This window comes from Microlunatus flavus, from assembly GCF_900110855.1.
In the GTDB taxonomy this organism is placed as follows: Bacteria; Actinomycetota; Actinomycetes; order Propionibacteriales; family Propionibacteriaceae; genus Microlunatus; species Microlunatus flavus.
In genome coordinates this window covers 78,096-101,795 of the sequence record NZ_FOFA01000009.1, presented here as the reverse complement: position 1 = coordinate 101,795, position 23,700 = coordinate 78,096, and the positions used below count along the sequence as shown (strand labels likewise).

Below are 23,700 nucleotides of genomic sequence, written 5' to 3'. Positions count from 1 at the left end.
CCCGCGGTCAGGAGTCCTGCCCCGGGCGGCCGGACGACCCGCCCTCGACCGCCTCGGTCAGCGCCTCGCGGTCCGCGTCGGACAGCTCCGCACCGATCGACTCCGACAGCGGCTCGTCGTACGGGTCGACCTCGGTCGCGAGCGGCTCCAACGGCGCCTCGTCGGCCGCGTCGTCACCGACCGTCCCCGACGTCGCGTCGTCGCCCGCGTCGTCGCTCGAGGCGTCCGCACCGTGGTCGACGCCCTCGGCGCCCGCCGGGTCGACGGTGTCGAGCGCGTCGGCGGAACCGGCGGCGCCGTCGGCGTCAGCGGCGTCGGTCTCGGTGGTCGTCGCGCTGTCCGGCTCGGCGACGAGGGCCTCCTCCTCGACGACGGCGTCGTCGGCAGCGGCTGCCGGGTCCTGCGCGTCCGGGTCGGCCTCGGCCTCGTCGGCGTCGGTCTCGTCGTCGAGGGCGTCCTCGCCGGTGCCGGCGCCCACGACGTCGTCCTCGCCGGTCACGTAGCCGGGCTGGACCGCGTCGGTGCTGCTGGAGTCGGGGCCGATGTCGCTGCTCTCGCCGGTCGGGGCGTGGTCGCCCTCGTGCTGGCCGACGCGCTCCTTCACGTCGTCGACGAGGTCGCCGGCCTTGTCGCGGGCGACGTCGAGGCCCTCGCGGGCCTTCTCGCCCAGCGCTTCGGCCTTGTGCTTCAGGTCGTCGAGGATCCCCATGGCTGCGCTCCTGAGTCTGCGGTGGTGGTCAGCGGTAGTTGGTGAACTGCACGGCGAAGTCGTAGTCGGCGCCCTTGACGAGGGCCTGCACGGCCTGCAGGTCGTCGCGGCTCTTGCTGCTCACGCGCAGCTCCTCGCCCTGGACCTGCGTCTTGACGCCTTTGGGGCCCTCGTCGCGGATGAGCTTGGCGACCTTCTTGGCGTTCTCGGTGCTGATGCCCTCGGTCGTCGTCGCGGTGATCTTGTAGACCTTGCCGGAGGAGCGTGGCTCGCCGGCGTCCAGCGACTTGAGGCTCACGCCGCGGCGGACGAGCTTGGACTCGAAGACGTCCAGCACCGCCTTCACGCGCTCCTCCGAGACGGCCTCCATCTCGATGGCCTCGCCGGACCAGGCGATGGACGCCTCGGCGTTCTTGAAGTCGAACCGTTGCCGGATCTCCTTCGCCGCCTGGTTGAGGGCGTTGTCGACCTCCTGGCGGTCGACCTTGCTGACGATGTCGAACGAGCTCTCCGCAGCCACGGCCCCATCCTGCCCCGTTCGCGGTCCGCGGGCTCAGGCGGGCCGGGAGGTCCGTACGGGGCGCGGGCGGACGACGAGCATCGTCCCGCGCACCTCGCCCGACGCGATCAGGCGACCGATCCGGCCCGACTGCTCCTCGGCCGTCCGCCAGCGCGGGTCGTCGCCGTGGCGCCGCTCGAGCTCGGCGTCCACGGCGTCGGCCCGCTCCTGCCACAGGGCCGGGGTGCCGGCGAAGTCGGCGAGGTGGGCGCTGTCCTCCACGTCCAGCCCGGCTCCGTCGAGCAGGCGCGCCAGTCCGTCAGCGGTGGGGAAGTGGTTGCCCTCGGGTGCGTCGGCCACGTCCGCCCGCTCCGCCACGTAGACGAGCAGCCCCAGGCGGGCGCCCGGCGCGAGCACCCGGCGCAGCTCGGCGACGAAGGCCGGCTGGTCGGCGACCGTGCACAGCACGCCCAGGCACCACCCGACGTCGACGCTCGCGTCCCGCACGGGCAGCGCGCTGCCCGCCTGCACGACCGGCACCCCGAACAGCCGACGCGCCGCCCGGCAGGCGCCCGCCTGCGGCTCGGTGAGGACGGGGCGTACGCCGGCCTCCTGGGCCGCGAAGCCGGCCGGCCCGCCGACCCCGGCGCCCACGTCGAGGAACGTTGCGCGCGGCTCCGGGGCGAGCCGGTCGAGGAACCAGTGCAGCGCCGCCGGGCCGCCGCTGCCCCGGCAGCCCGCCGGGACGTGGTGCTCGGGCCCGAGGTCGAGCGCGACGTCGGCGGTCCAGGCGGCGACCGTGTCGAACTCGGCGTCCATCGCGGCCGACTCGCCCTGGCCGTCGACGTCGGTCGCCTCCTGCTTCACGGTGCGCTCGTCAGCGGCTGGTCTCGGGGCTCGCTCCACGCGCCTGCGTTACCCGCGCGCGGACCGCCCGACCCGTCTCCGCCTGGATCTCCGCCGCCTCGAGGACCCCGCGCGCCGAGGCCATGCCGGACAGGTTCACGCCGGCGACGCCCGGGACGGCGAGCAGCGCCTCGGCCTCCCGGACGGCGCGGTCGATGCCCGCCGCCACGGGGTCGTCGGCGCCGAGGACCTCCTCGACCTGGTCGGGGTCGATCTCGAGGCCGGGCAGGGCGCGCAGGACCGCGGCCGAGCGGGCGTCGGTGAAGACCGGCACCGAGGCGACGACCGGCATCCAGAGCCCGAGGCGCCGGGCCTCGCCGACGAACGTGGCGACGTCGGCCGTACGGGGCACGTGGTTGAGCACCGCGACCCCGGCGCCGGCTCGCTGCTTGTGGACGAGGCGGGCCGGCCGGAACCGTCGCGGCGGCGCGGTCGGCGTCTCCGGCACCGCCACGGGCAGGCCCAGGGCCGCCGCCAGGGAGGCGAGGCGGGTGCCGTCGAGGTCGAACACCTGCGTGACGTCGGGGCGGACGTCGTACGCGCGCCCGTCCCCGGTGACGCAGAGCACCGTCGCCAGGCCGTCGAGGGCGAGGGCCCGCAGCTCCTGCTCGAGGGTCACGCGGTTGCGGTCGCGGCAGGCGATCGTCACCCAGGGCACGCCGCCCGCGGCGTCGACGAGGCGGGCCAGCGTGCTCGGCGGGAAGTCCGGGCGGTCCTGGTGGTCGCCCACCAGGACGGCGTCGCAGGTGGGGGCGAGCACCTCGACCACGCGGGCGAGGGTCGCCGCGTCGGCGGGTGGCGCGCTGAGGTCGGTGAGCACCAGCGGGGCGCGGACGGCGGTCCGCGTCGTCGCGGGCTCCGGGGCGGAGGGCCAGTCGGGCGGTTCGAGGAACACGCACGGCGTCGCCGCCATCTCGCACAACCCGTCGGCCCGGACGCCCCCGCACGGCCCGTGGTGCATCCGCTTCGGGCAGCCGGGACGCGGCGGTTCGGTGACCACGTGCACCGCCCCAGCCTTCCACCGTCGGGCGAACCGACCGTCCCGCGGTCGTGAACGGTTTCGCGGCAGCCGCCCGGCGTTGGTAGTGTTCCGCTGCGCCGGTCCGCCGGCGATGGCAGGTTGCCCGAGCGGCCAAAGGGAGCAGACTGTAAATCTGCCGGTGTACACCTACGTTGGTTCGAACCCAACACCTGCCACACCACGACGAAGGCCGACGCTCCCACCGGGAACGTCGGCCTTCGTCGTCCCCCGGCCGCCGGCGTACGACGCGTCCGGTCCGGCGTGCGCCCGGGCAGTGGCCGGTCCGGGGCTCCGACACACCGTGCGACCCGCTGCGGACGACCACTTCCCTCGGTGGCGCGATGGTCAGGAGCGGCCGTGCAGGAAGGACACCGCCTCCACCAGCGCCCGGTCGGTGAGCTCCGGGTCGTGCCGCGCGCCGACGTCGCGCATGAAGGCGTGCTCCCCGCCGGCGAACACGTGCAGCTCCAGGTGCTCGTGCCCGGCCTCGTACAGGGCGGTGATCGTCCGCAGCCGCGCGGGCGCCGGGACGTGCGGGTCGGCGCTGCCGAAGATCACCATCAGCCGGCCCTGCACGTCGGCGGCCCGCTCGAGCGAGTCGGCCACGTCGGCGCCGAGCTTTCCGTCGTGCAGGCCGGTGGGGTAGAAGCAGACGGTCGCCGCGACCCGCGGGTCGAAGGCGGCCCGGAACGCCAGGTGGCCGCCGAGGCAGAAGCCGACGGCCACCACTTCGTCGAGGTCCTCCCGCGCGGCGAGGTGGTCCAGGACGACGGCGGCGTCCGCGTCGAACTGCGCGGTGGTCGTCCGCGCGGCCCCCTCCAGCCCGTCGGCCTTGCCGGCGTCGTCGAACTCCAGCGCGACGCCGGGGAAGTCGCGCGGGTAGATCTCGGGCAGGCAGACCAGGAAGCCCTCGGCGGCGAGCCGGCGCGCGGTCCGCAGCGTCGACTCCGTGACCTGGAAGATGTCGGTGAAGTAGAGGACCCCGGTCCGTGCCGGAGCGCCCACCGGCTCGATGACGACGGCCTGGATCTCGACGTCGGCGGCAGGGATGACGATGCGGTGCTCCCGGGTCTTCACGCGCGGCACCCTAGGGCACGTGACGCCGAACGCCAGCGGTCGTGCGAACCGGGTCGCACCGGACGGTTCGCTGCACGCCGTCGCGGCCCGCGGCATCCTGTGGGGCAACCGCGGCGCGCTGCTCGACGAGCGCGGGCGGCTCGCCCGTCACGCCCGCGGCCTGGGCTGGGTCTGCTGCGTGCTGGAGTTCCACGGTCGGCACCGGGATCAGTGGCGCCCTGGTCGGCTCACGGAGCTCTACGTGCTCGACGAGCCGACGGCCCTGGCCGCCGGTCACCGGCCGTGCGGCGAGTGCCGGTCCGCCGACCACCGGCGGTTCCGTGAGGCGTGGACGCAGACCTTCCCGGCCGACACGACCGCGGCCCTGGTCGACCGCCGCCTGCACGCCGCCCGGCTCGTCGCTCCCGGGGTGCACCGCACGTACGAGGCGCCACTGGCCACCCTGCCCGACGGGACGTTGGTCGAGCACGACGACGGAGCCTGGCTCGTCGCGGGGAAGCGGGTGCTGCGCTGGTCGTTCGAGGGCTACGGCGAGCCCCTCGTCCGCGAGTCTCTGCCGGGCATCGTCACCGTTCGTACGCCGGCCCCCACCGTCGCCGCGCTCGCCGCCGGCTACGTCCCCCTGCTGCACCCGTCGGCGCTGCGGGCGGCGGACTGAGCGGGCGCCGGGGGACCACGTCTCGTTCCGGTTCGCTTCCGGGGGTCAGGTCTGTGTACATTTGTGCGCCGGTGCCGGGCCCCAGGGTCAGGCGCCGACCAGCAGGGAAGTGCCCCTATAGCTCAGTAGGCAGAGCGTCTCCATGGTAAGGAGAAGGTCTGCGGTTCGATTCCGCATGGGGGCTCGGTCAGACGCTCCGGTGCCGCCGCGCACCGGCGGAACATCCGGGGTTCGCGCCTCGTTGGACCGACCGGTCACCGGTAGCCGACCACGGCGGGATAGCTCAGGCGGTAGAGCAAGCGGCTCATAATCGCTGTGTCGCGGGTTCGAGTCCCGCTCCCGCTACGCGCACGACCAGCACGGCAGCAGCACCGCCCCGCGAGGGGCGCGCCCCGTCAGGGGCACGTCTCGTGAGAGACACAGGGCTCGGGCATCACACAGTCGGTCCGGGCACCCCACCAGGAAGAAGCACCACCATGGCCAAGTCCTCGGACGTCCGACCGAAGATCACGCTCGCCTGCACCGAGTGCAAGGAGCGCAACTACATCACCAAGAAGAACCGGCGCAACGACCCCGACCGCCTGGAGCTGAAGAAGTTCTGCCCCAAGGACCGGCGTCACACGGTCCACCGCGAGACCCGCTGAGGTCCGCGGGGCCTGCGCCCGCATGATCCCCGCATGACGTTCTTCCACGAGCCGCCCGCCACCGCGGGCGGCTCGTCTGCTTCCTCCTCCGTCGCGGCCGCCGACGTGGTCCCCGTGGTCGGGCTCGCCCACGGCAGCCGCCACCCCCGCGGGTCCGACGCCATCGAGGCGCTGATGATCGCCGTCGGGGCCGCGGCCGGCGTCCCGGCGCACGCGGCGTACCTGGACCTGGCCGAGCCGGACCTCGGCGCCGTCGCCGCCCTCCTGGCCGAGGAGGGCCACGAACGTGCGGTGGTCGTCCCGCTGCTGTTCACGCAGGCGTTCCACGCCCGGGTCGACGTTCCCGAGGCGGTCGCGGCCGCGTCCGCGTCCAGCGGGCTCGACCTCGTCGTCGCCGACGTCCTCGGGACCGGCGACGACGTGGGCGACGTGCTCCGCGGCGCGCTGGACGGGGCCGGCGTCGACGGCGACCTCGACGCCGTGCTGCTCGCGGTCGGCTCGTCGCGCGCCGAGGCCAACGAGGCGGTCGCCGACCTCGCCGCCCGGCTGTCGGACGGCCGCCGCGGCCGCGTCCGCGCCGCCTTCGGCACCTGCGACCCGCGGGTGGACCAGGTCCTGGGCGACCTGGGCGAGCCGGTCGCGCTCTGGCCGCTGTTCCTGGCCGACGGGCTGCTGCTCGACCCGGTCCGCGCCCGGTTCGAGGAGCGCGGCTGGCCCGTCGTCGAGCCGCTCGGCGCCTTCGCCGCACCGCTCGTGCTCGCGCGCTACGCAGCGGCGCTCGGCCGGTAGGTGCCGGCCCGGCGCGTGCCGTCCCCGCTCAGCAGGCGGGGCCGGCCCGCTCCCGGCTAGCCTCGTCCCCGTGCCGATCACGCCCGACCACGCCGGCAAGGCGTACGCACCCACCGAGCCGTACGAGGTCACGCGCGTCAAGCTGGCGGAGTTCGCGGCGGCCGTCGGCGAGCCCGCGCTGGTCGAGGAGGCGCACCCGGCGGCGCCGCCGACCTTCGCCGCCGTCGTCACCAACGCGGCCTGGGGCTCGCTGTTCACCGACCCCGAGCTCGGGCTCAGCCTGGAGCGCGTCGTGCACGCCGACCAGCAGTTCCGCTACACCCGCGAGCTGCGCGCCGGCGACCTGGTCACGGCCACGCTGCGGATCGACAAGGTGCGGGTGCGCGGGGCGACCGAGATCGTCTCGGTGACGGTCGACGTCGCCGACGTCCTCGGCGCCCCGGTGCTCAGCGCCGCGTCCACGTTCGTGCACACCCGCGAGGAGGCCGCGTGACCACCGAGACCACGGAGACCGCTGGGACCGTCGGGACCGGGACGGTCCTGCCGCCCCTCACCGCCCACCTGACGCGTGAGTCGCTCGTGCGCTACGCCGGCGCGTCCGGCGACTTCAACCCCATCCACTACTCCGACCACGCGGCGACCTCGCTGGGGCTGCCCGGCGTCGTCGCCCACGGCATGCTCACCATGGCCGTCGCCGCGCGGGCGGTGACCGCCTGGGCCGGCCCGGACGCGCGGCTCGTGTCGTACGGGGCGCGGTTCACGCGTCCGGTGCCCGTGCCCGACGACGGGGTCGGCGCCGAGCTGCTCGTCTCCGGAACGGTCACCGCCGCCGACGAGGAGACCACCACGGTGACCCTCGAGGTCACCTGCGGCGGCGAGAAGGTGCTCGGCGCGGCCCGCGTCGTCCTCGCCCGGGACCCCGCGTGACGGCGGCGGTGCTGGGCGGGCTCCCCGCCCGCCACGGCGTGCCCCTCGCGACGCAGACCACCCTCCGCGTCGGTGGCCCCGCCCGCGACTACGTCGAGGTCACCTCCGCCACCGAGCTCGTCGCGGTCGTCCGCGCCCTCGACGCGGCCGGCGAGCCCGTCCTGGTGCTCGGCGGCGGGTCGAACCTCCTCGTCGGCGACGCCGGCTTCGACGGCACCGTGGTCAAGGTGGCGACGCGCGGCGTCGCCGACGACGTGGCCGCCTGCTCCGGCGCGGTCCTCACCGTGGCCGCCGGGGAGCCGTGGGACCCGTTCGTCGCGCTGACCGTCGAGCGCGGCTTCAGCGGGCTCGAGGCGCTGTCCGGCATCCCCGGCTCCGTCGGCGCGACGCCGATCCAGAACGTCGGCGCGTACGGGGCCGAGGTCGGCCAGCACATCACCACCGTGCGGACGCTCGACCGCAGCACCGGGAAGGTGCGCACGCTCTTCGCGGTGGAGTGCGGCTTCGGCTACCGCAGCTCGGTGTTCAAGGCCCACCCCGGGCGCTACGTGGTGCTCGACGTGACCTTCCAGCTGCGGCTCGGCTCGCTGTCCGCGCCGGTGCGCTACGCCGAGCTCGCGCGCGTCCTGGGGGTCGAGGCGGGCGCGCGGGTGCCGGCCGCCGAGGTGCGCGAGGCGGTGCTCCGGCTGCGCTCGTCCAAGGGCATGGTGCTCGACGACGTCGATCCCGACACCTGGTCGGCCGGGTCGTTCTTCACCAACCCCGTCCTCGACGAGGCCGCCGCAGCGGGGCTACCCGAGGGCGCGCCGCGCTACCCGCAGCCCGACGGGCAGGTCAAGACCAGTGCCGCCTGGCTCATCGAGCGTGCCGGCTTCGGCCGTGGGTTCGGCGACGGGCCGGCCCGGCTCTCGACCAAGCACACGCTCGCCCTGACCAACCGCGGGTCGGCGCACGCCTCCGACGTCCTGGCCCTGGCCCGCGAGGTCCGCGACGGGGTCCGCCGCGCGTACGGCATCACCCTCGAGCCCGAGCCGGTCCTGGTCGGCTGCGAGCTCTGAGCGACGGCTCGCCGTCCTCCCCCCACTCGATGGCGTCGGCGGCCGCGGCCGGGCGGGGACCCGGGGCCGGCCGCGCATCGAGCGGGTCGATCCCAGCGGGTGCCGGGCAAGACCCGCAGCCACTCCGGCTCCCGGGCCGGTAGCGTCACCGCGACGCGCGGCCCTTCGTAGACCGTGCGCCTGATCAGAGAGACGACGCCGTGAGCATCCCCCCGTTCGCCGTGTGGGCGCCGATCCCCTCCTCGGTGACCCTCCACGTCCGCCCCGTCGGCGGCACCGCGACCACCGTGCCGATGACGCGCGACGACGAGGGCTGGTGGACCGTCGACGGCGCGCTGCCGTCCGGCCCCTCCGGCGAGCCCGGCGTGGGGGAGTTCGACTACGGCTACGAGCTCGACGGTTCCGGCGAGGTCCGCCCCGACCCCCGCTCGCGCCGGCAGCCCGAGGGCGTGCACGGCTGGTCGCGCACCTACGACCCCTTCGCCTTCGGCTGGACCGACGAGCGCTGGACCGGCCGGCAGCTGCCGGGCGGCGTGATCTACGAGATGCACGTCGGGACGTTCACGCCCGAGGGGACCCTCGACGCGGCCGCCGGGCGGCTCGACCACCTCGTCGAGCTCGGTATCGACTTCGTCGAGATCATGCCGGTCAACGACTACAACGGCACCTGGAACTGGGGCTACGACGGCGTGCTCTGGTTCGCCGTCCACGAGGCGTACGGCGGCCCGGTCGCCTACCAGCGCTTCGTCGACGCCTGCCACGCCCGGGGCATGGGCGTCATCCAGGACGTCGTCTACAACCACATGGGCCCGAGCGGCAACTACCTGCCCGAGTTCGGCCCGTACCTCAACGCCGGCGGCACCAACACCTGGGGCGAGTCGCCGAACCTCGACGGCGAGGACTCCGACGAGGTCCGCGCCTACATCGTCGACAACGTGCACCAGTGGCTGCGCGACTACCACGTCGACGGCCTGCGCCTCGACGCCGTGCACGCGCTGCACGACACCCGCGCCATCCACATCCTCGAGGAGCTGGCGATCGAGGCCGAGGTGCTGAGCGCCTTCGTCGGTCGCCCGCTGACCCTGATCGCCGAGTCCGACCTCAACGACCCCCGCCTCATCACCTCGCGCGAGGGCGGCGGCTACGGGCTCGACGCGCAGTGGAGCGACGACTTCCACCACGCCCTGTACGTCAGCCTCACCGGCGACACGAGCGGCTACTACGCCGACTTCGACTCCCTCGACGCGCTCGGCAAGGTCACCGAGGCGGGCTTCTTCCACACCGGTACGCGCTCGTCGTTCCGCGGGCGCAGCCACGGCAGCCCGATCGACACGCTGCGGACCCGCACCTGGCGCCTGGTCGTCTGCAGCGACAACCACGACCAGATCGGCAACCGGGCCACCGGCGAGCGGCTCTCGGCGCGGCTGAGCACCGACCAGCTCTCCATCGCCGCGGTCGTCACGCTGCTCAGCCCCTTCACGCCGATGATCTTCATGGGCGAGGAGTGGGGCGCGAGCACGCCCTGGCGGTTCTTCACCTCCCACCCCGAGCCCGAGCTCGCCACGGCCGTCCAGGAGGGGCGGATCGAGGAGTTCAAGGCGATGGACTGGGACACCTCGAACATCCCCGACCCGCAGGACCCCGAGACCTTCTACGGCTCCAAGCTGGCGTGGGACGAGGTCGACTCCGACGGGCACGCCGAGCTGCTCGACCTCTACCGCCGCCTGCTGGAGATCCGCCGGACGGAGCCCGCCTTCACCGACCCGCGCTTCGAGGCCGGCCACGCGCAGTCCGACGACGACGAGGGCTGGCTGCTGATGACGCGCGACGACACGGTCGTCGTCGTGAACTTCGGCCAGCAGCCCGCCGACGTCGAGCTCGAGCACCCGGTGGTGGGCGAGCTGCTGAGCGTCGGCAAGGTCGAGCTCGGCGACGCGACCGTGCACCTCGGCCCGACCAGCGCCCTCGTGGCCCGCGTCGAGCTGCCGACGCTGCCGACCTCGTACACGCCGGGCGGCTAGGGCCCCGGCGCCCGATCAGTCCGACCGCACGGGCGGTCCGCGCTCAGCGGCGCGGGCCGCGGGCGCGGACGGGGCCGGTCGGCACCCGCACGGGCTCGGCCCCCGAGTCGGGGACGAGGCGGTAGCCGACGCCCCGGACGGTGGTGAGCGTCGTGAGGCCGAACGGTTCGTCGATCTTGCGGCGCAGGTAGCCGACGTAGATCTCGACCACATTGGTGCCGCCCTCGAAGGCCGGGTCCCAGACGTTGTCGAGGATCTGGCCCTTGGTCACCGTCGCGCCGGCGTTGCGGACCAGGTACTCCAGCAGGCCGAGCTCGCGGGCGGTCAGCGGCACCTCGGTCGACCCGCGGTGCACGGTCCGCCGCACCGGGTCGAGCGCCAGCGACCCCACCTTGAGCACCACCGGCCGGGTGCCCGGCCCGCGCCGCGCGAGCGCGTGCAGCCGGGCGACGAGCAGCGAGAAGGCGAAGGGCTTGGTCAGGTAGTCGTCGGCGCCGAGCTCGAAGGCGTCGGTCTGGTCGTACTCGCCGTCCTTGGCCGTGAGCATCAGCACGGGGGTCCAGATCTCGCGCGCCCGCAGCTGCTTGAGCACGTCGTAGCCGTTGAGGCGCGGCAGCATGATGTCGAGGACGATCACGTCGTACGCGTGCTCGGTCGCTGCCCACAGCCCGTCGACCCCGTCGGCCTGGTGGTCGACCCGGAAGCCCTCGGCCCCCAGCCCGGCCACCAGGGTGCGCGCCAGCAGCGGCTCGTCCTCCACCAGCAGCACCCGCATGTCCGCCTCTCCCGTTCCTCGCACGGCGCAGCCGCCTCGTCCGGGCCCGCCTCGCACGAGGCTCGGGCACCGGGCTGTGCGCACGCTGTGCAGGCGGGCGGAGGTGGCTCGACGTGCTCAGTCTGACCACAGCCCGTCGTGCGGACCATGGCCCATGCCTGCTCCCGTCCCCCTCCTCGGGCGGCGCCGCCGCGCGGGTGCCGGCCCGCCCGCCCCGCCGCCGACCCCCCAGGTGCTGCCGCACCGGGTCGTCGCGGTCGGCGGCGCGACGGTCGCCGCGGCCGCGCTCGCGCTGTTCGGCGTCGTCGCGGCCGTGGTGCTGCGCAGCGACGGCCGGGACCGCTGGGACGCCGCGGTGCGCCGCGACCTCGGGCACGGCGGGGGACCGGTGGGCTCGGAGGTGGCCCGCGTCGCGGTCGGCCTGGCAACGCCGCTGGTGCTCGTGCTGGTCACGGTCGTGGCGGTCGTGCTGCTGTGGCGCTGGGCCCACCGGCCGCTGCTGGGGGCCGCCGTCCTGGGAGTGGCCGTGGCCACCGCCGCGCTGGTCCAGCTGCTCGCGCTCGCCCTGGGCACCGTCCGGCCCGCGCCGGCGGTGATGCTCGGGGTGCCGCTCTTCGACGGCTCGTTCCCGTCCGTCCGCACCGCCGACGCCGAGGCCCTGTGGGGCGTGCTCGCCCTGGCGGGCGTCCTGCTGGTGCACCGTGGGAGCGCCCGGGCCGCCTGCCTCGTCGCCGGCCTCCTGCTGAGCGCCGGCGTGGCCTGGGGCCAGCTCGACCGGGCGCACGCCTGGCCCACCGACGTGCTCGGCGGGTGGCTGCTCGGCCTCGCCGCCGCCGGCGTCGCGGCCGCGCTGGTCGCGGCCTGGCCGGTCCTGCCGACCTCGGCCCCGCCGACCGGTCGCGGGGACGAGGAGGAGCACGCCCGCGACGGCGGCTCCGCACCCCGCTGGTGACCCGGGCGTCCCCACCCCGCCGCGAGCCGGGGCAGGCCGCCGCCGACGACGGGGGGCGCGACGCCGTACGGATCTGGGGGCCGGCGCGCTGGGGCCTGCGGCGCCGCTCGGTGGTGACGGCCGTGGTCGTCGTCGGCGTGGCCCTGCTCGCCGGCTCGGCCGTGCTGCTGGTCCTGCTCCAGGCCGCCCTGGTCACGACCGAGCGGACCGAGGTGTCCAACCGGGCCAGCGACATCACGGCGCTGGTGCGCAGCGACGGGCTCGCGGCGGCCGAGCTCGCCGTGCAGCGTGGCGGCCGGCGCGGCGAGGTGACCCAGGTGGTCGGGGCCGCCGGCGACGTCCTCGCCACCTCGGACCCGCGCCTCGCCGGGACCCCGCTGTCGTCGCTGCGGCCGACGACGGACTCCACGGTCATCACGACGCTGCCCGAGCTGCCCCTGCTCGACGACCCCGACGACCACCTCGTCGCGGTCCGGCGCGTGGTCGCCGACCGCGGGCCCGTCTGGGTGCTGGTCGCCTCACCGGTCCAGGTGCAGGCCGACACCGTCCGTACGGTCGCGCTCTTCCTGCTCCTCGCCCTGCCGCTGCTGCTGGTGCTCGTCGGGCTGGCCGTGCGGTTCCTCGTGGGGCGCTCGCTGCAGTCGGTGGAACGCATCCGGCGGCAGGTCGAGGCCGTCGACGCGGCGCACCTCTCGGCCCGCGTCCCGGTGCCGCCGACCGGCGACGAGGTCGCGCTGCTCGCCCAGACGATGAACGCGATGCTCGGCCGTCTCGAGGACTCCGACGAGGCCCTGCGCGCCTTCCTCTCCGACGCGGGGCACGAGCTGCGCAGCCCGCTCGCGACCCTCGTCGCGGCGCTCGACCTCACCGCGGCCGACCCCGGCGCCGCGGCCCGCCTGGAGCTGGCGCCGGTCGTCCGTGCGGAGGTGCAGCGGCTGCAGGGCCTCGTCGAGGACCTCCTGACGCTGGCCAAGGCCGACGCGCACACGCTGCTCCCGGTGCTGCGCGACGTCGACCTCGACGACGTGCTGGAGGGCGAGGTGCGCCGGCTGCGCGCCCTCGGCGGACCCGTCGTCCGCGCCGAGCTGCCGCCCGCCCAGGTCAGCGGCGACGCGGGCCGGCTGGGGCAGGTGTTCCGGAACCTGCTCGACAACGCCGTACGGCACGCCGTGGCCGAGGTCGCGGTCACGCTCCGGCCGGGGGAGTCGGAGGTGCGCGTCGACGTCGACAACGACGGCCCGCCCGTGCGCGCCGAGGACCGCGAGCGCGTCTTCGAGCGCTTCGTCCGGCTCGAGCCGGGCCGGGCCCGCGAGGCCGGCGGCACGGGTCTCGGCCTCGCCATCAGCGCGGCGGTGGTCCGTCTGCACGGCGGGACGATCAGCACCGGGGCCACGCCCGAGGGCTGGTGCCGCTTCAGCGTCGTGCTGCCGGTGGTGGAGGTGGACGCTCCCTGAGCCTGCCGGTGGGCTTTCAAGAGGTCGGCGGCTGCGGGTCCGGGAGGCAGGAGCCGTGCACAGCGCTGGCTCAGTGCTCGGCGGCACCGTCGGTGTGCTGGACCGGTGCGGGTCCGGCGTACGGAGGAGGACCCATGGGCCTGACCAGCCACTCGTTGCTCGTGCTCTCGATCGTGCTGGCCTGCCTGGCCCCGGTCGGGCTGGCGCTGCTGTGGCGGTCCCGGCCGCACGGACGGGTCCTGGGCACCGCCACCCGCCTGGTCGCGGTGCTCCTCTGCCAGGTCCTCGCGGTCTTCTCGCTGTTCTTCTACGTCAACGACCAGTACAGCTTCTACAGCTCGTGGGCCGACCTGTTCGGCCGCTCCGCCCCCGCGCCGGGCATCCGGACCGCGGGCCTGGTGCGCAACGGGCAGGGCACGATCAAGACCCTCGCCGTCGCGGGCGGCCCGACGAACGAGGGCAGCCACCAGGTGCTCGTCTGGCTGCCGCCGGGCTACGACGCCCCGCAGAACGCGCAGAGGCGCTACCCGGTGCTGATGTTCCTCCCCGGCCAGCCCTCCGACCCGTCGACGACCTTCAGCCACTTCGGCTTCGCCGACGCGGCGGTGCAGGAGATCCAGAGCGGGAAGGTCGCGCCGTTCGTCGCCGTCTTCCCGCCGCTGATGACGGACCCGCCGCGCGACACCGAGTGCACGAACGTCCCCGGCGGCCCGCAGGCGGAGAACTGGCTCGACCAGGACGTGTACTCCGCCGTCGACCGCGACCTGCGCACGGACCACCGGCCGTGGACGGAGATCGGCTGGAGCACCGGGGCCTTCTGCGCCGCGAAGCTGATGCTCAGCCACCCCCAGCAGTTCAGCGCCGCGGTCGGGCTCGGCGGCTACTACACGCCGCTGACCGACCACACCACCGGCAACCTCTTCGGCAACCGGCCCAAGCTGCGCGAGGAGAACTCGCCGACCTGGCTGTACGAGCACGAGGACGGCATGAAGGGCCGGCGGCTCCTCGTCGTGACGGGCGAGCAGGACCGCGACTCGTACGCGATGTCCCGCGCGTTCCTGAACCTGGTCGGCACCGACCCCGGGGTCTCCTCGGTCGTGTTCCCCACGGGCGGGCACAACTACCGCAACTACGCCGCCTTCGTGCCGCAGGCGCTGGAGTGGCTGTACCACCCGCACAAGGGCTGACGCCTCGCCCCGTGCGCGGGGGAGGCGTCAGCGCTCGAGGTGGATCTCGCGCTTGAGGATCTTGCCGGTGGGGCCCTTGGGGACCGGCCCGAAGCGCACCACCCGCGGGTACTTGAAGGCCGCGATGCGCTGGGCCACGAAGTCGCGCAGCTCCTCCTCGCTCGCCTGCGCGCCGTCCTTGAGCTGCACGAGGGCGCCGACCTCCTCGCCGTGGGCCGGGTCGGGAACGCCGACGACGGCCGCCTCGGCCACGGCCGGGTGCGCGTAGAGCACCTCCTCGACCTCGCGGGGGTAGACGTTGAACCCGTTGCGGATGATCAGGTCCTTGACCCGGTCGACGATGAAGAAGTAGCCGTCGGCGTCGCGCCGGGCCAGGTCGCCGGTGTGGAACCAGCCCCCGCGTACCGCCTCGGCCGTTGCCGCCGGGTCGCCGCGGTAGCCGCGCATCACGTTCTCCCCGCGCACGACGATCTCCCCGATGGCGTCGGGGTCGTCGGCGAGCAGCTCGACCTCGTCGTGGTGGGTGTCGTCCTCGTCCTCCTGCGGCGGTCGCGCCAGGGCCATCTCGACGCCGCGGATCGGCACCCCCACCGAACCCGCCCTGCTGGGACGGTCCGGATGGTTGAAGGAGGCGACCGGCGAGGTCTCCGACAGCCCGTAGCCCTCGAGGACCTGCATCCCGAAGGCCTCCTCGACGCCGTGCAGCACCTCGACGGGCAGCGACGAGCCGCCGGAGACGCCGAGGCGGACCGAGCTGGTGTCGTACGCGTCGCGGTCGGCCACGCCGAGCAGCGCCATGTACATCGTGGGCACGCCGAGGAAGATCGTCACGCGGTCGCGCGCGACCACCTCGAGCGCCTCGCGCGGGTCGAACCTCGGCAGCAGCGTCAGGCAGGACCCGCCGGCGACGGAGGTGTTGAGGGCGCAGGTCTGGCCGAAGGAGTGGAACAGCGGCAGCCCGCCGAAGAGCACGTCGTCGGGACCGTTGCGGAACAGGGTCTCGACGCAGACGAGGGTGTTGGAGCGCAGGTTGGCGAAGGTGAGCTCGGCGCCCTTGGGCCGCCCGGTGGTGCCGGAGGTGTAGAGGATCACCGCGGTGTCCTCGGGCTCACGCTCGGCGACCTCCAGCGCGTCGGCGTCCACCTCGTCGGGCGCCGCCAGGTCGTCGGGACCGACGACGACGACCGTGGTCCCCGTGGTCGCGGCCGCCGCCTGCGCCTCGCCGGCGAACATCGCGTGCACGACCGCGACGCGCGCCCCGGAGTCCTGCCAGGTGTAGGCCACCTCGCCCGCCTTGAGCAGCGGGTTCATCGGGACGACGACGCCCCCGGTGCGCAGGATGGCGTAGTAGGCGACCGGGAACGCGAGCACGTTGGGGGCCACGAGGGCCACCCGGTCGCCGGGGGCGACGCCGAGGTCCCGCAGCCGCACGGCGAAGGCGGCGGACGCCCGGTCGAGCGCGGCGTACGTCAGGTCCGTCCCGCCCTGGCGCACGGCGACGGCGTCCGGGCTGGCGTGGGCCCGCTGGCGGACCCAGTGCGCGAGGTTCACCCGCCCGCCGCTCGAACCGTCCCGGCCACCGGTCCCCGACGTCGCTGTCACGGGCCAAGAATGGCAGGGGCCGCTCGGCCGCGCTCGATAGGCTGAGCCCCATGCGCCTGTCCGAGCTGTCCCACGACGAGCTGGTCGCCCTGCACGCGGAGCAGACCGCGGCGTACGAGGCCCTGGTCGCCCAGGGGCTCAAGCTCGACCTCACCCGGGGCAAGCCGTCCGCGGCCCAGCTCGACCTCTCCAACGAGCTCCTCGAGCTGCCGGGGGCGGGCCGCTACACCGACGCCGCCGGGGTCGACTGCCGCAACTACGGCGGGACGCAGGGCCTGACGGAGATCCGCGAGATCTTCGCGCCGCTGCTGAACATCCCGCCCGCGCAGCTGGTCGCCGGCGACAACGCGAGCCTGTCGATCATGCACGACGCGCTCGTCTTCAGCCTGCTGAAGGGCACCACCGACGGTCCCCGCTGGGTGGACCAGCCGGTCAAGTTCCTGTGCCCGGTCCCCGGCTACGACCGGCACTTCGCGCTCTGCGAGACCTACGGCATCGAGATGGTCTCGGTCGACCTCGGACCCGACGGCCCCGACCTGGAGCAGGTCCGCTCCCTCGTCGCCGACGACCCGAGCGTCAAGGGCATGTGGGTCGTGCCGACCTACGCCAACCCCGACGGCGCCGTCTACACCGAGGAGGTCACCCGCGCCCTCGTCGAGATGGAGACCGCGGCGTCCGACTTCCGGATCTTCTGGGACAACGCGTACGCCGTCCACCACCTGACCGAGGAGGAGCGGCCCGCGATCGACGTCCTCGGCCTCGCGGCCGCGGCGGGCCACCCGGACCGGGTCCTGGTGTTCGCCTCGAGCTCGAAGATCACGTTCGCCGGTGCCGGCGTCTCGTTCTTCGGCAGCAGCCCCGCGAACGTCGCCTGGTACCTCGGCCACCTCGCCAAGCGCACCATCGGCCCGGACAAGCTCAACCACCTGAGCCACGCGCTCTTCCTGCGCGACGCGGACGGGGTGCGCCGCCTGATGCGCGAGCACCGCGCGATCCTGCGGCCCAAGTTCGACCAGGTCGCCGAGATCCTGGCCAAGCGGCTGGGAGAGCACGAGCTGGCGTCGTGGACCGACCCCGAGGGCGGCTACTTCATCAGCCTCGACGTCCCCGACGGGACGGCGTCCCGCGTCGTCGCTTTGGCCAAGGACGCCGGCATCGCCATGACCGGCGCCGGCGCGGCGTTCCCGTACGGCCGCGACCCCCGCGACCGCAACATCCGCATCGCGCCCTCGATGCCCGCGCCCTCCGACGTGGCCGCCGCGATCGAGGGCCTCGCCACCTGCGTCCTCCTCGCCGCCACCGAGCAGCGCCTGAACGGTTGAGCGCCCGGAACGCTCCCTGAGCTCGCTGGGGAATCAGCGAGGAACGCTCCCTGAGCGCGGTGAAACGCTCCCTGAGCTTGTCGAAGGGCCTCGAAGAGGTCGGCGGGTTCTGAGCCGGACCACCGCCGGACCAGGCGCCCCTGCCTGGACGAGGAGAGGATGACGACACGCTTCTCGTCGTCAGCCTCGACGAGGAAGGCGGGGGACCAGAGCCTGGTCCGCGTCTGAGCGGAGCGAGGACAGAGAACATGCGCGTTCGACCCGTCCTCCGACCTCGACTACTATGAACTCTTGGCGCTGCACCCCTGCCCCGCCGTGCCCGGAGACCGGGTACGTCGTCGCGAGGGCGGAGCGCCGGAGGGCAATAGCTCAACTGGCAGAGCATCGGTCTCCAAAACCGAAGGTTGGGGGTTCAAGTCCCTCTTGCCCTGCGAACGCGAACGAGACGACCGGGAGGACACGTGGCAGACAAGGACGAGGCAGCGGCTTCGGACCCTTCGTCGGACGCCGACCTCCCGGCGGAGCTGACCGAGTCCGACGCGTCGGACTCCGAGCGCGTCGCGTCCGACGACCTCGAGCCGGCTGAGCTCGAGACCGCCGGCGTCGGGGTCGCAGCCGGTGCCGGCAGCAGCGCGGTGGCGCGCGGCTCCAAGACCGCTCCGGTGCCCAAGGGCACCCCGACGGCCAAGCGCGACGTGGCGGAGACGCCCGGGCGCACCACGCCTGCGGCGTTCGTCCGGCAGTCGGTCGGCGAGCTGCGCAAGGTCGTCTACCCGACCGGGCAGCAGCTCGGCAACTACTTCCTCGTCGTGCTGGTGTTCGTGCTGTTCGTCATCGCGTTCGTGAGCCTGCTCGACCTGGGCATCGGCAAGCTGATCTTCGCGATCTTCAGCTGAACCCGCCCGCACCCGAGAACACTGGAGACGACTGACGTGCCCGACACCTTCGACGACGACACGCGCCCTGAGGCGGGGTCGGCAGAAGGCTCTGCCCCCACGACCGCCGACGCGAGCACCACGGACGACGCCGACTTCGACATCGACCTCGGCCCCACCACCGCGTCGAGCACCGACAGCGACGTGGACATCGACCTCGACTTCGGCGGCCCGAGCGCCCCGGAGGAGAGCGACACCGACGACATCGACCTCGACTTCGGCGCCTCCAGCGAGCCGGAGGAGGACGAGGACGAGGGTGACGACGACCAGACCGACGTCGGTGCCGCAGCGCTCGAGACGTTCCGCACGGAGCTCCGCGCGAAGTTCGGCGACTGGTACGTCATCCACACGTACTCCGGGATGGAGAACCGTGTGCTGCAGAACCTGGAGAACCGGGTGTCCTCGCTGAACATGGAGGACTACATCTACGAGATCGTGGTGCCCACCGAAGAGGTCACCGAGATCCGCAACGGCCAGCGCAAGCAGGTCCGTCGCACGGTGCTCCCGGGCTACGTGCTCGTCCGCATGGACCTGACCGACGAGTCCTGGTCGACCGTGCGGCACACGCCGTCGGTCACCGGCTTCGTCGGCCACTCGAACTCGCCCGTGCCGCTGAGCCTGGACGAGGTCGAGAAGATGCTGGCCCCGTCCGTCGTCGCCGCGGCGACCGCCGGTGCCGACGTCCCGCAGCGCCGCAAGAAGAAGATCGAGGTCGCCGACTTCGCGGTGGGCGACTCCGTGATGGTCGTGGACGGGCCGTTCGCCGGCGTGCACGCCACCATCACCGAGATCAACGTCAACAACCAGCGGCTCAAGGCCCTCGTCGAGATCCTCGGTCGTGAGACCCCGGTCGACCTGACCTTCCCGCAGATCCAGAAGATCTGACCCGTCCCGCGAGCCTGTCGCCGGGCACAGCACCAACCCACCCACGAAGGACCCACACGCAATGCCTCCCAAGAAGAAGGTCGCCGCGCTCGTCAAGGTCGCGCTGAACGCCGGTTCCGCGACGCCCGCGCCGCCCGTCGGTACGGCTCTCGGCCCGCACGGCGTCAACATCATGGAGTTCGTCAAGGCGTACAACGCCGCGACGGAAGCCCAGCGTGGCACCGTGATCCCGGTCGAGATCACGATCTACGAGGACCGCTCGTTCACGTTCATCACCAAGACGCCGCCGGCTGCGGAGCTCATCAAGAAGGCCGCCGGCATCGCCAAGGGCTCGGGCGTCCCGCAGACCACCAAGGTCGGCAAGCTCACGCGCGACCAGGTCCGCGAGATCGCGACGACCAAGCTGCCGGACCTCAACGCGAACGACGTCGACGCCGCGATGAAGATCGTCGAGGGCACGGCCCGCTCGATGGGCGTCACCGTCGCTGAGTGATCGGCGCCCGCTCGCAAGCTCGCGGATCGCGCTCGGACCGCCCTCCACGGCCTGTCTTCCTCGCCGCTGACGAACGAAAGGCGTGTTCGTCAGCGACTCGTCCAGACAGGCCGGGCGGTCCTCGGTGACCGGTGGGAATGCGCCCACCGACACCCGGGGTTGAGCACCCACACCACGAAGTACCTGGGAGAGCGCGCAGCTCGTACCAGAACTGGCCAGTGAAAGGACCAGAGATGAAGCGCAGCAAGAACTACAACGCCGTCGCCGAGCAGGTCGACGCCGACAAGCTGTACGGTCCGGGCGAGGCCCTGGACTTCGCCAAGGCGAACATCAAGGCGAAGTTCGACGAGACCGTCGACGTGTCCATGCGGCTGGGTGTCGACCCGCGCAAGGCCGACCAGATGGTCCGCGGCACCGTGAACCTGCCGAACGGCACCGGCAAGACCGCCCGCGTGCTCGTCTTCGCGACCGGGGACCGGGCGCAGCAGGCGCTGGACGCCGGCGCCGACGAGGTCGGCTCGGACGACCTCATCGCCAAGGTGGCCGGCGGCTACCTCGACTTCGACGCCGTCGTCGCGACGCCGGACCTCATGGGCAAGGTCGGTCGCCTCGGCCGCGTCCTCGGCCCGCGCGGCCTGATGCCCAACCCGAAGACCGGCACCGTGACCGTCGACGTGGCGAAGGCCGTGACCGACATCAAGGGCGGCAAGATCGAGTTCCGCGTCGACCGGCACGCCAACCTGCACTTCATCATCGGGAAGGCCTCCTTCTCGACCGAGCAGCTGCAGCAGAACTACTTCGCCGCGCTCGACGAGGTGCTCCGGCTCAAGCCGAGCGCGTCCAAGGGCCGCTACCTCAAGAAGATCACCTTCTCCACCACGATGGGCCCGGGCATCCCGGTCGACCCGAACCGCGTCAAGGCGGACGTGGAGCAGTAGAAGCTCCCCGTCTCGTCCCCGAAGGCCGTCACCCGTGCTCGCTCTGAGCTGGGTGGCGGCCTTCGTCGCGTGCGTGGGCTACGGCCTCGGCTCGGTCCTGCAGTCGGTCGGGGCCAACTCCACCGGTGAGGTGAGCGGCCTCGGCGGGGTGGGGCGCATCCTGCGGCAGCTGCCGTACCTCGTGGGCCTGGGGCTCGACGGGGTCGGCTTCGTCGGCAACGTCGTCGCCCTCCAGCGGCTGCCGCTGTTCCTCGTGCAGTCGATCCTCGTGGGCAGCGTCGGGGTCACCGCGCTCGTCGCCGCGCTCCGGGGCCAGCGCCTGGACTGGCGGGACTGGGCCTCGTTGGGCGGTCTCGCCGCCGGCCTGGTCCTGCTCTGCGTGACGGCCGACCCCGCGCCGGCCGCGCCGCTCCTGCCGCCGGGGCAGTGGCTGCTGCTCGCGGCCACGGTCGTGCCGGTCGCCGTCGGCCTGGTAGGGCTCCGGCTCCGGGGCAAGACGGCCGCTGTCGTCCTCGCGGCCGCGGCGGGGCTCGCCTGGACGGGCGTGGCGCTGGCCTCCCGCGCCTTCTCCGCCGAGCACCTGAGCTGGTCCGCCCTCGCCCACCCGCTCGTGTGGACGGTCGTGGTGCAGGGCGTCCTGGGCACGATCTTCTTCGCGCTCGCCCTGCAGCGCGGCGACGTCACGACCGTGACGGCGGTGACCTTCATGCTCGAGCTGCTCGTGCCGTCGCTGCTCGGGGTCGTCCTCTTCGGCGACGGCGTGCTCCCGGGGCAGCTCCCGCTCGCGGGTCTGGGCTTCGTCCTCGCCGTCGCCGGTACGGTCTCCCTGGTGAGGTTCGCCGAGTAGGCGCGGGGCACGCCGCGCCGGCACCGGCAACCCCAGGGGGTTGGGACGTGGCCGGGTCCGTACGCATGGGGACGGCGCAGGGTCGCTGGGTGCTCGCGGCGACGATCGCCGGCTCCGGGATGGCCTTCCTCGACTCGACCGTGGTGAACGTCGCGCTCGCCCGGATCGGCGAGGACTTCGACGCGGGCTTCGTGGCGCTGCAGTGGATCACGAACGCCTACACGCTGACGCTGGCGGCGCTGATCCTGCTCGGCGGCGTCCTCGGCGACCGTCTGGGCCGGCGCCGCGTCTTCCTCGCCGGGGTCGTGTGGTTCGCGGTCGCGTCCGCGCTGTGTGCGGCCAGCCCGTCGTCGGAGGTCCTCATCGGCGCCCGCGCCTTGCAGGGGGTGGGGGCCGCCCTGCTGACCCCGGGCAGCCTGGCCATCCTGTCCTCGGCCTTCGTCCCGCGCGACCAGCCGCGGGCGGTCGGGCTGTGGGCCGGGCTCAGCGGGCTGTCCGGGGCGGTGGGCCCGTTCCTCGGCGGCTGGCTGGTCGCGCTCGACTGGCGCCTGGTGTTCCTGATCAACCTCCCGCTCGCCGCGCTGGTGCTGTTCGGCACGCTCCGCCACGTCCCCGAGACGCGCGACACCCTCGACGCCACGAGCCGGCTCGACCTCCTCGGGACGGTCGCGGTCGTCGTGAGCCTGTCCGGGCTGACCTGGTCCCTGACCGAGGCTGGCAGCCGGGGCTGGACGGCCCCGGTCGTCGCCGCCGGCGTGGTCGGGCTGGCCGCCGGGGTCGCGTTCGTCGTCGTGGAGGACCGCAGCTCGCACCCGCTCGTGCCGCTGCGGATCTTCCGCGACCGCGTCTTCACCGCCACCAACGCCGCCACGTTCTTCATCTACGGCGGGCTGGGCGTCTACGGGTTCCTGGTGGTCCTGCAGCTGCAGGTGGTAGCCCGCTGGTCACCGCTGGCCGCGGGCACGGCGATGCTGCCGGCCACGGTGCTCATGCTGCTGCTGTCGTCGCGGATGGGGGCCCTGGCCGTCCGCACCGGGCCACGGGTCCTGATGGCGACCGGGAGCCTGCTGGCGGCCGCGTCCTTCGCGCTCGCCGCGCGGCTGGACGCCGACGTGCACTGGCTGACCGACCTGGCGCCCTCGGCCGTCCTGCTGGGGCTCGGGCTCTCGCTCGCCGTGGCGCCGCTGACCGCCACCGTCCTCGCGGCCGCCCCCGAGCAGCTGTCCGGCGCGGCGTCCGGGGTGAACAACGCGGTCGCGCGTACGGCGGGGCTGCTGGCCGTCGCGGTGATCCCCGCGCTGGCCGGGCTCTCCACGGCCAGCACCGAGGACCCCACGGCGCTGCAGCACGGCTTCCCCACGGCGATGCTCGCCGGGGCCGCCGCCCTGCTCGTCGGAGCCGGGGTCAGCTGGTTCGGGCTGGGTCGCGGCGCGCGGGTTCAGCGGGCCAGCGACGCGAGCGCCGAGCCCGTCAAGCGGTAGGTGCGCCACTCCTCGAGCGGGATCGCGCCGATGCGGCGGTAGAAGCCGATCGCCGGCTCGTTCCAGGTGAGGACCGACCAGTCCACCCGGGCGTAGCCCCGCTCGACGGCGGTGCGGGCGAGGGCGGTCAGCAGGGCCCGGCCGGCTCCGGTGCCGCGGGAGGCGGGACGGACGTAGAGGTCCTCGAGGTAGATCCCGTGGACGCCCTCCCAGGTGGAGTAGTTCAGGAACCACAGCGCGAAGCCGACGACCACGGGACCGTCGGCGCCGGGCTCCTCGGCGACGAGCAGGTAGGCGGCGGGGTGCCCGCCCGGGGCCGCGCCCTCGAACACCGCGCGGTGCAGCTGCTCGGGCGTGATGCGCGCCTGGTCGGCCGCCCGCTCGTACTCGGCGAGCTCGCGGACCATGTCCACGACCGTGCCCACGTCGTCGGGGCGTCCCTCACGGACGGTGGCGGTGGGCTCGAACGGGGCGGCGGAGTGCTGGACGGACATGCCCGTACTGTGCCCGTCCAGCCTCA

General features: G+C 73.8%; 25 protein-coding genes and 4 tRNA genes. 21 read left to right on the top strand and 8 right to left on the bottom strand.

Annotated features, from left to right (window positions below; all coding sequences use genetic code 11):
- Positions 1-7: 7 nt before the first annotated feature.
- The 4 genes from BMY04_RS18420 to BMY04_RS18405 are packed head-to-tail and all read right to left on the bottom strand — an operon-like array spanning position 8 to position 3,120.
- Positions 8-709 (bottom strand): hypothetical protein, encoded by a 702-nt coding sequence (locus tag BMY04_RS18420; protein WP_091184741.1) that lies wholly within the window; start codon positions 707-709, stop codon positions 8-10.
- Between the two features lie 28 nt (positions 710-737).
- Positions 738-1,229 carry a YajQ family cyclic di-GMP-binding protein gene (locus tag BMY04_RS18415; protein ID WP_091184738.1) on the bottom strand — a complete coding sequence of 164 codons (492 nt, stop codon included), beginning with the start codon at positions 1,227-1,229 and terminating at the stop codon, positions 738-740.
- Positions 1,230-1,262: 33 nt separating this feature from the next.
- On the bottom strand, positions 1,263-2,075 hold the full coding sequence (locus BMY04_RS18410) for a class I SAM-dependent methyltransferase (RefSeq protein WP_198410259.1): 813 nt from the start codon (positions 2,073-2,075) through the stop codon (positions 1,263-1,265).
- Positions 2,076-2,085: 10 nt separating this feature from the next.
- Complete coding sequence (locus BMY04_RS18405; protein WP_198410258.1) at positions 2,086-3,120, bottom strand: methylenetetrahydrofolate reductase C-terminal domain-containing protein; 1,035 nt, start codon at positions 3,118-3,120, stop codon at positions 2,086-2,088.
- A 108-nt stretch (positions 3,121-3,228) separates the two neighbouring features.
- Between BMY04_RS18405 and BMY04_RS18400 the strand changes: the two genes are divergently transcribed.
- Positions 3,229-3,311, top strand: a tRNA-Tyr gene (locus tag BMY04_RS18400).
- Positions 3,312-3,480: 169 nt separating this feature from the next.
- On the opposite strand, the gene BMY04_RS18395 is transcribed toward BMY04_RS18400, so the two are convergent.
- Positions 3,481-4,212 (bottom strand): dienelactone hydrolase family protein, encoded by a 732-nt coding sequence (locus tag BMY04_RS18395; RefSeq protein WP_170854213.1) that lies wholly within the window; start codon positions 4,210-4,212, stop codon positions 3,481-3,483.
- A gap of 19 nt (positions 4,213-4,231) precedes the next feature.
- Here BMY04_RS18395 and BMY04_RS18390 point away from each other — a divergent pair, with 19 nt between their 5' ends.
- The 9 genes from BMY04_RS18390 (at position 4,232) to treZ (ending at position 10,309) form a co-directional block, all read left to right on the top strand.
- Positions 4,232-4,870, top strand: a complete 639-nt coding sequence (locus BMY04_RS18390; RefSeq protein WP_139209981.1) for a hypothetical protein — start codon at positions 4,232-4,234, stop codon at positions 4,868-4,870.
- 111 nt (positions 4,871-4,981) lie between these two features.
- Positions 4,982-5,054, top strand: a tRNA-Thr gene (locus BMY04_RS18385).
- Positions 5,055-5,142: 88 nt separating this feature from the next.
- Positions 5,143-5,215: transfer RNA gene (locus tag BMY04_RS18380), tRNA-Met, on the top strand.
- Positions 5,216-5,346: 131 nt separating this feature from the next.
- Positions 5,347-5,514 carry a 50S ribosomal protein L33 gene (gene rpmG, locus BMY04_RS18375; RefSeq protein ID WP_091184730.1) on the top strand — a complete coding sequence of 56 codons (168 nt, stop codon included), beginning with the start codon at positions 5,347-5,349 and terminating at the stop codon, positions 5,512-5,514.
- A gap of 33 nt (positions 5,515-5,547) precedes the next feature.
- A complete protein-coding gene (locus BMY04_RS18370) occupies positions 5,548-6,303 on the top strand; it encodes a sirohydrochlorin chelatase (RefSeq protein WP_091184727.1) in 756 nt (251 codons plus the stop codon).
- Between the two features lie 70 nt (positions 6,304-6,373).
- Positions 6,374-6,796: an FAS1-like dehydratase domain-containing protein gene (locus BMY04_RS18365; RefSeq protein WP_091184725.1), complete on the top strand. Its 423-nt coding sequence runs from the start codon at positions 6,374-6,376 to the stop codon at positions 6,794-6,796.
- Positions 6,793-7,230 carry a MaoC/PaaZ C-terminal domain-containing protein gene (locus BMY04_RS18360; RefSeq protein ID WP_198410257.1) on the top strand — a complete coding sequence of 146 codons (438 nt, stop codon included), beginning with the start codon at positions 6,793-6,795 and terminating at the stop codon, positions 7,228-7,230. The genes BMY04_RS18365 and BMY04_RS18360 overlap by 4 nt, the downstream gene beginning before the upstream one ends.
- Positions 7,227-8,288 carry a UDP-N-acetylmuramate dehydrogenase gene (locus BMY04_RS18355; protein ID WP_232506491.1) on the top strand — a complete coding sequence of 354 codons (1,062 nt, stop codon included), beginning with the start codon at positions 7,227-7,229 and terminating at the stop codon, positions 8,286-8,288. The genes BMY04_RS18360 and BMY04_RS18355 overlap by 4 nt, the downstream gene beginning before the upstream one ends.
- A gap of 200 nt (positions 8,289-8,488) precedes the next feature.
- Positions 8,489-10,309, top strand: coding sequence for a malto-oligosyltrehalose trehalohydrolase (gene treZ, locus BMY04_RS18350; RefSeq protein WP_091184722.1), 1,821 nt, complete (start codon positions 8,489-8,491; stop codon positions 10,307-10,309).
- A gap of 43 nt (positions 10,310-10,352) precedes the next feature.
- Here the strand turns inward: treZ and BMY04_RS18345 are convergent, their stop codons facing one another.
- Positions 10,353-11,108 (bottom strand): response regulator transcription factor, encoded by a 756-nt coding sequence (locus tag BMY04_RS18345; protein WP_456299057.1) that lies wholly within the window; start codon positions 11,106-11,108, stop codon positions 10,353-10,355.
- 130 nt (positions 11,109-11,238) lie between these two features.
- Here BMY04_RS18345 and BMY04_RS22480 point away from each other — a divergent pair, with 130 nt between their 5' ends.
- From BMY04_RS22480 to BMY04_RS18335, 3 genes are all read left to right on the top strand, one after another.
- Positions 11,239-12,036, top strand: coding sequence for a phosphatase PAP2 family protein (locus tag BMY04_RS22480; protein ID WP_139209979.1), 798 nt, complete (start codon positions 11,239-11,241; stop codon positions 12,034-12,036).
- The gene (locus tag BMY04_RS22475) at positions 12,033-13,490 is read left to right on the top strand and encodes a sensor histidine kinase (RefSeq protein ID WP_139209977.1); all 1,458 of its coding nucleotides are present in this window, start codon (positions 12,033-12,035) and stop codon (positions 13,488-13,490) included. Before BMY04_RS22480 ends, BMY04_RS22475 begins: the two co-directional genes overlap by 4 nt.
- 134 nt (positions 13,491-13,624) lie before the next feature.
- A complete protein-coding gene (locus tag BMY04_RS18335; RefSeq protein WP_091184711.1) occupies positions 13,625-14,677 on the top strand; it encodes an alpha/beta hydrolase in 1,053 nt (350 codons plus the stop codon).
- Between the two features lie 27 nt (positions 14,678-14,704).
- On the opposite strand, the gene BMY04_RS18330 is transcribed toward BMY04_RS18335, so the two are convergent.
- Positions 14,705-16,279 carry a long-chain-fatty-acid--CoA ligase gene (locus BMY04_RS18330; RefSeq protein WP_232506490.1) on the bottom strand — a complete coding sequence of 525 codons (1,575 nt, stop codon included), beginning with the start codon at positions 16,277-16,279 and terminating at the stop codon, positions 14,705-14,707.
- A 50-nt stretch (positions 16,280-16,329) separates the two neighbouring features.
- On the opposite strand from BMY04_RS18330, the gene BMY04_RS18325 reads away from it, so the two are divergent.
- The 8 genes from BMY04_RS18325 (at position 16,330) to BMY04_RS18290 (ending at position 23,180) form a co-directional block, all read left to right on the top strand.
- Positions 16,330-17,601 carry an aspartate aminotransferase type Ic gene (locus BMY04_RS18325; RefSeq protein WP_091184704.1) on the top strand — a complete coding sequence of 424 codons (1,272 nt, stop codon included), beginning with the start codon at positions 16,330-16,332 and terminating at the stop codon, positions 17,599-17,601.
- Between the two features lie 358 nt (positions 17,602-17,959).
- Positions 17,960-18,032, top strand: a tRNA-Trp gene (locus tag BMY04_RS18320).
- A 30-nt stretch (positions 18,033-18,062) separates the two neighbouring features.
- Positions 18,063-18,497, top strand: coding sequence for a preprotein translocase subunit SecE (secE, locus tag BMY04_RS23415; RefSeq protein ID WP_232506489.1), 435 nt, complete (start codon positions 18,063-18,065; stop codon positions 18,495-18,497).
- Positions 18,498-18,638: 141 nt separating this feature from the next.
- Complete coding sequence (gene nusG, locus BMY04_RS18310; RefSeq protein ID WP_232506504.1) at positions 18,639-19,421, top strand: transcription termination/antitermination protein NusG; 783 nt, start codon at positions 18,639-18,641, stop codon at positions 19,419-19,421.
- 61 nt (positions 19,422-19,482) lie between these two features.
- Complete coding sequence (rplK, locus tag BMY04_RS18305; RefSeq protein ID WP_091184693.1) at positions 19,483-19,914, top strand: 50S ribosomal protein L11; 432 nt, start codon at positions 19,483-19,485, stop codon at positions 19,912-19,914.
- 233 nt (positions 19,915-20,147) lie between these two features.
- Entirely contained in the window at positions 20,148-20,852 is a 705-nt protein-coding gene (gene rplA, locus BMY04_RS18300; protein WP_091184688.1) for a 50S ribosomal protein L1, read from the top strand.
- A gap of 34 nt (positions 20,853-20,886) precedes the next feature.
- A complete protein-coding gene (locus BMY04_RS18295) occupies positions 20,887-21,699 on the top strand; it encodes a hypothetical protein (RefSeq protein WP_091184684.1) in 813 nt (270 codons plus the stop codon).
- 47 nt (positions 21,700-21,746) lie between these two features.
- Positions 21,747-23,180 (top strand): DHA2 family efflux MFS transporter permease subunit, encoded by a 1,434-nt coding sequence (locus tag BMY04_RS18290; RefSeq protein WP_198410256.1) that lies wholly within the window; start codon positions 21,747-21,749, stop codon positions 23,178-23,180.
- Here BMY04_RS18290 and BMY04_RS18285 read toward each other — a convergent pair.
- A complete protein-coding gene (locus tag BMY04_RS18285; protein ID WP_091184677.1) occupies positions 23,138-23,674 on the bottom strand; it encodes a GNAT family N-acetyltransferase in 537 nt (178 codons plus the stop codon). The two genes, BMY04_RS18290 and BMY04_RS18285, sit on opposite strands and share 43 nt — an antisense overlap.
- Positions 23,675-23,700 lie beyond the last annotated feature (26 nt).

Excerpts from the sequence above, each read along its gene's own strand:
- rplK (WP_091184693.1), top strand. The coding sequence starts at position 19,483 with ATGCCTCCCAAGAAGAAGGTCGCCGCGCTCGTCAAGGTCGCGCTGAAC.
- BMY04_RS18335 (WP_091184711.1), top strand. The coding sequence starts at position 13,625 with ATGGGCCTGACCAGCCACTCGTTGCTCGTGCTCTCGATCGTGCTGGCC.
- BMY04_RS18325 (WP_091184704.1), top strand. The coding sequence starts at position 16,330 with ATGCGCCTGTCCGAGCTGTCCCACGACGAGCTGGTCGCCCTGCACGCG.
- BMY04_RS22480 (WP_139209979.1), top strand. The coding sequence starts at position 11,239 with ATGCCTGCTCCCGTCCCCCTCCTCGGGCGGCGCCGCCGCGCGGGTGCC.
- BMY04_RS18285 (WP_091184677.1), bottom strand. The coding sequence starts at position 23,674 with ATGTCCGTCCAGCACTCCGCCGCCCCGTTCGAGCCCACCGCCACCGTC.
- BMY04_RS18420 (WP_091184741.1), bottom strand. The coding sequence starts at position 709 with ATGGGGATCCTCGACGACCTGAAGCACAAGGCCGAAGCGCTGGGCGAG.
- BMY04_RS18370 (WP_091184727.1), top strand. The coding sequence starts at position 5,548 with ATGACGTTCTTCCACGAGCCGCCCGCCACCGCGGGCGGCTCGTCTGCT.
- rplA (WP_091184688.1), top strand. The coding sequence starts at position 20,148 with ATGAAGCGCAGCAAGAACTACAACGCCGTCGCCGAGCAGGTCGACGCC.
- rpmG (WP_091184730.1), top strand. The coding sequence starts at position 5,347 with ATGGCCAAGTCCTCGGACGTCCGACCGAAGATCACGCTCGCCTGCACC.